Below are 4,340 nucleotides of genomic sequence, written 5' to 3'. Positions count from 1 at the left end.
GATACTTATCAATCAACTTTTTTGCCAAAGAGATTAAAACAATCGATTAGAGAATTTAGAATTTAAAATTTATAAATCATGGGAAATAAATCAGAGAATAAAGTAGCAATAATAACCGGAGCAACCGGAGGAATTGGATTTGAGGTTGCAAAGAGATTAGGAAAAGATGGATTTACCTTAGTATTAAATGGTATAGAAGATGAAAAGGGAGCCCAAAGAGTAGAGGAGCTTTCTAAAGAAGGAATTACGGCTGAATACCATGGCTTTGATGTAACTAAGGAGGATGAAGTATCTTCTAATATTAAAGCCATTGGTGAAAAGTATGGTAGGATAGATGTTTTGGTTAACAATGCAGGAGGATTAGGCGGTAGATCGAGGTTTGAAGAAATGACTACGGAGTTTTACAGAAATGTTATGGCCCTTAACCTTGATTCTGTATTCTTCGCTTCAAGAGCGGCTATTCCTTTTCTTAAAAAAGGTGAAAATCCGACCATAATAAACTATACCTCAAATGCAGGCTGGAATGCCGGTGGGCCGGGTGCCGGAATTTATGGTACCTCAAAAGCTGGGGTGCATGCTATTACAAGGGCTTTAGCAAAAGATTTGGCTGAATATGGGATCAGAGTTAATGCTGTCTCACCAGGAACGATAGATACCCCTTTTCATGCGCAAATAAAATCTACCAAGCCTGAAGTATTCGCCTCATGGAAGAATAATATTTTATTGGGACGATTGGGGCAGCCCGAAGAAGTGGCCTCAGTAGTGTCTTTTCTTGCTAGTAAAGATGCTTCCTTTATTACTGCAGAGACCATACAAATAGGTGGTGGTCAGGCATTGGGTATATAATATTTGCAAATGCTCGATCGAAAAAAACAAGGTAAAATGAAAGTACTCAGTATAGGCGAACTCCTCATGCGTATGACAGTGCCGGATAATAAACGCTTCACACAAGCTGAGCAATTTGCTATGCATGTGGGCGGTTCGGAGGCCAACGTAGCAATTGCACTATCTCAGCTGGGTTGGGGTGCTCGCATGCTTAGTGCATTACCTGACAATGACTTAGGCAATCATATTTGCAATGTACTCAGACATTTTGGAGTTGATACCTCTGAGGTAGCACGCATTGGCAGTCGTATAGGACTTTATTTTCTAGAAGAAGGAGATGCGATAAGAAGTAGCAGAATAATCTATGATCGGGCGCACTCGAGCATAAATGACTTTGAGGTATCTGCTGTTGATTGGGATAAAGCTTTGGAAGGTGTCACACATGTACATTGGTCAGCCATTACTCCAGCATTATCAAAAAATGCAGCAGAACTATGTCAATATGCTGTAGATAAGGCTAATGATAAGGGAATCACCGTTTCATGTGATCTACATTATCGTAAAAATCTATGGGCTTATGGTAAAGAACCAAGAGATGTTATTCCTCAATTGTTAGAAAAATCTTCAATAGTGCTGGGAGACCCTTCAACCATTCAGGCTTTGACAGGCCTACAAATGAATTCAAAAGAGTTAGAAACCATAGAAAATGCACAACAACTGGCTGATGATTATAGAACACTAATGGCCCATTTTCCGAAAATGGAATGCGTTTCTATGTTATTGAGAACCATTCACAATGCAAATCATCATGACCTCAAATCTGTCATGGTCACAAAGGGTGATGTCTATAATACTAAGTCAATTGAGTTGCACAATATTATCGATCGGATAGGAGGAGGAGATGCGTACATGGCGGGTCTTTTATATGGGTTAAGTCATTATGAAAATAAGCTGCAGGGATTGGAATTTGCCCTGACGCTTTCAGCCTTAAAACACACAATAAGAGGGGATTACTTTACGGGTAAACTGGAAGAAGTAGAACAGGTAATGAATACAGCTCAATTAGGAAAAATTATTAGATAATAATGGCAAGATTTTCAAGAATACATGTTTTTAACGTGATGGAGCATACCGGAATGGTGCCACTGTTTTATCACAAGGAGTTAGAAGTCGCAAAGGAAGTTTTACTTGCTTGTTACAAGGGCGGAGCCAGAGTTTTGGAGTTCACCAACCGCGGAGACTATGCACTCGAGATTTTTCGTGAGCTAAATAAATTTGCTGAAGAGGCTATGCCGCAAATGATCCTAGGAGTTGGTTCCATAACTGATGCTGGTGCTGCATCTCACTATATGCAACTTGGCGCTAATTTTATTGTGACCCCCGTGCTTCGTGAAGATATTGCCATAGCCTGCAATCGAAGAAAAGTGCTTTGGTCACCAGGTTGCGGGTCATTATCAGAAATTGCCAGAGCAGAAGAAATGGGTTGTGAATTAGTGAAATTATTCCCAGGGGGCACTTATGGCCCTGGTTTCGTGAGCGGAATAAAAGGTCCACAACCTTGGACCTCTGTTATGCCAACGGGTGGTGTTTCCCCAACAGAAGAGAATTTAAAAGGGTGGTTTGCAGCCGGAGTTACTTGTGTAGGTATGGGATCAAAGTTAATTACAAAGGAAATTTTGGAGCGTCATGATTATGACGGCCTTGAAAGCAAGGTGAGAGAATGTCTGAGCCTTATCAAAGAAATACGCAAATAAGCTAATGGTTACTATGCAAACAGGAATTAAACACATCCTTTATATCATAACTGTATTCATATTTTTTATTGGTTGCCAGCAAACCCAATCCGTTGAAACCGTTAGAGTATCAAATGCGGATGAATTAAACAAAGCGATTGCAAATGCCCAGCCCGGAACAGTTATCGAAATGGCCAATGGTGAATGGAACGATTTACGTATCAGATTTACAAGTCAAGGAACAGAAAATCAATCCATTACACTAAAAGCCGAAACCCCAGGTGAAGTAATTATTCAGGGTAAATCAGATTTGAAAATAGGAGGAGAATATCTGGTTGTAGAAGGTTTATTTTTTACAAACGGTGCATCACCATCCGAGTCTGTCATTGAGTTTGCAATTGATGATGTTGTAGCCAACAATTGCAGAGTTACGCATTGTGTGATCAAGGATTACAATAAAGCACAGCGAAATCTCCAGGACCTTTGGGTTCGCTTTAAAGGACGCAACAATCAATTAGATCATTGTTATCTGGCTGGTAAATCGAATCGAGGCCCTACTATTAGAGTAGATTTGGCAGGAAATGAGAGTATTAAAAACTATCACCAAATTACCAACAACCATTTCGGAGCTAGACCGCCTAAAGGAGGGCCAAGTGCTGAGACTATACAAATCGGTACAAGTAGCACTTCTATGGCCCCGAGTTACACTATGGTCGCCAATAACTTGTTTGAAAGATGCAATGGAGAGGTTGAAGTTATTTCGAGCAAATCCAACTTTAATGAATTCAGAAATAATGTGTTTTATAAAAGTGAAGGCTCACTGGTGACACGCCATGGCAATTACTGTGTAATTGACGGTAATTATTTTATCGGTGATGAAGAAAACGATCAGATTGGTGGCATAAGATTGATTGGTACCGGGCACTGGGTAACTAACAATTACTTCTATAATCTAAAAGGCCAGGTTTTTAGAAGTCCATTGGCTGTAATGAATGGCATTCCAAAATCACCGCTCAACCGCTACATTCAGGTAACCGATGTGGTTGTCGCTTATAATTCATGGGTCAATTGTATTTCGCCCTGGCAGTTTGGTGTAGGATCTAATGTAGATCAGAAAGATGTGCTTCCTGCCTCTGAGATTAGATCAGAAGCGCCAATTCGTACACTGGTGGCTAATAATGTGATACACAATGCAGCAGGAGATACCGATCCAATAGTGCAACATGACACCATGGATGGTATTGATTTCAAAAGCAATGCGATTAACAATCAAGGAATGGAATTTAAGGGCGTAGAGGGCTTAAAAACCATGGATTTCTCGATGAAAAAATCAGGAGAATATTTGTGGGTACCATCTAATAATATTACTGAAGTTGAAGTTTTCAATGGTTTTGAGTTTGATCAAATCGCAGAAGATTTAGTTGGGAATTCCCGAAGGGAGAATAATACTATAGGTGCTATTTTACCAACTCTTGAAACAGCACCCAACATCTTAGATGCATCTAAATATGGTCCGGGTTGGTTTGACGCCAAACCGGTTGAAACTGAAGCCAAAATACATTCTGTGAGCTCTTCTGAGGAATTGGTAAAAGTAATATCAGCCGCCAAATCTGGCGATGTCATAGAGTTAACTTCAGGTGAGTATGCTTTGAATAGATCATTAAAGATTGATAAAAAGCTAACTATCGCCTCAGCAGACGCTACCAGCAGGTCAACCATTTTATATGCCGGGCCTGCAGAAACGCCTGTTTTTGAAATGAACCCCAAGGGGGCTCTTACATT

Annotated in this window: 4 protein-coding genes; all 4 read left to right on the top strand. The window is 40.3% G+C overall.

Annotated features, from left to right (window positions below; genetic code table 11):
- Window positions 1-78: 78 nt before the first annotated feature.
- Entirely contained in the window at window positions 79-846 is a 768-nt protein-coding gene (locus E1176_RS05180; protein ID WP_155209504.1) for an SDR family NAD(P)-dependent oxidoreductase, read from the top strand.
- Between the two features lie 36 nt (window positions 847-882).
- A complete protein-coding gene (locus E1176_RS05175) occupies window positions 883-1,908 on the top strand; it encodes a sugar kinase (protein ID WP_185152641.1) in 1,026 nt (341 codons plus the stop codon).
- Between the two features lie 2 nt (window positions 1,909-1,910).
- Window positions 1,911-2,579 (top strand): bifunctional 4-hydroxy-2-oxoglutarate aldolase/2-dehydro-3-deoxy-phosphogluconate aldolase, encoded by a 669-nt coding sequence (locus E1176_RS05170; protein ID WP_155209502.1) that lies wholly within the window; start codon window positions 1,911-1,913, stop codon window positions 2,577-2,579.
- Window positions 2,580-2,592: 13 nt separating this feature from the next.
- A partial coding sequence (locus E1176_RS05165; protein ID WP_155209501.1) for a chondroitinase-B domain-containing protein occupies window positions 2,593-4,340 on the top strand: 1,748 nt, incomplete at its 3' end.

The sequence above is a fragment of the Fulvivirga aurantia genome, from assembly GCF_009711475.1.
Classification (GTDB): domain Bacteria; phylum Bacteroidota; class Bacteroidia; order Cytophagales; family Cyclobacteriaceae; genus Fulvivirga; species Fulvivirga aurantia.
Note: the sequence above shows the minus strand (reverse complement) of the source record. Positions and strands in the feature narration are given on the sequence as shown.

What these genes read in the sequence shown, in the direction of transcription:
- E1176_RS05170 (WP_155209502.1), top strand. Translation starts at nt 1,911, where the DNA reads ATGGCAAGATTTTCAAGAATACATGTTTTTAACGTGATGGAGCATACC.
- E1176_RS05180 (WP_155209504.1), top strand. Translation starts at nt 79, where the DNA reads ATGGGAAATAAATCAGAGAATAAAGTAGCAATAATAACCGGAGCAACC.
- E1176_RS05175 (WP_185152641.1), top strand. Translation starts at nt 883, where the DNA reads ATGAAAGTACTCAGTATAGGCGAACTCCTCATGCGTATGACAGTGCCG.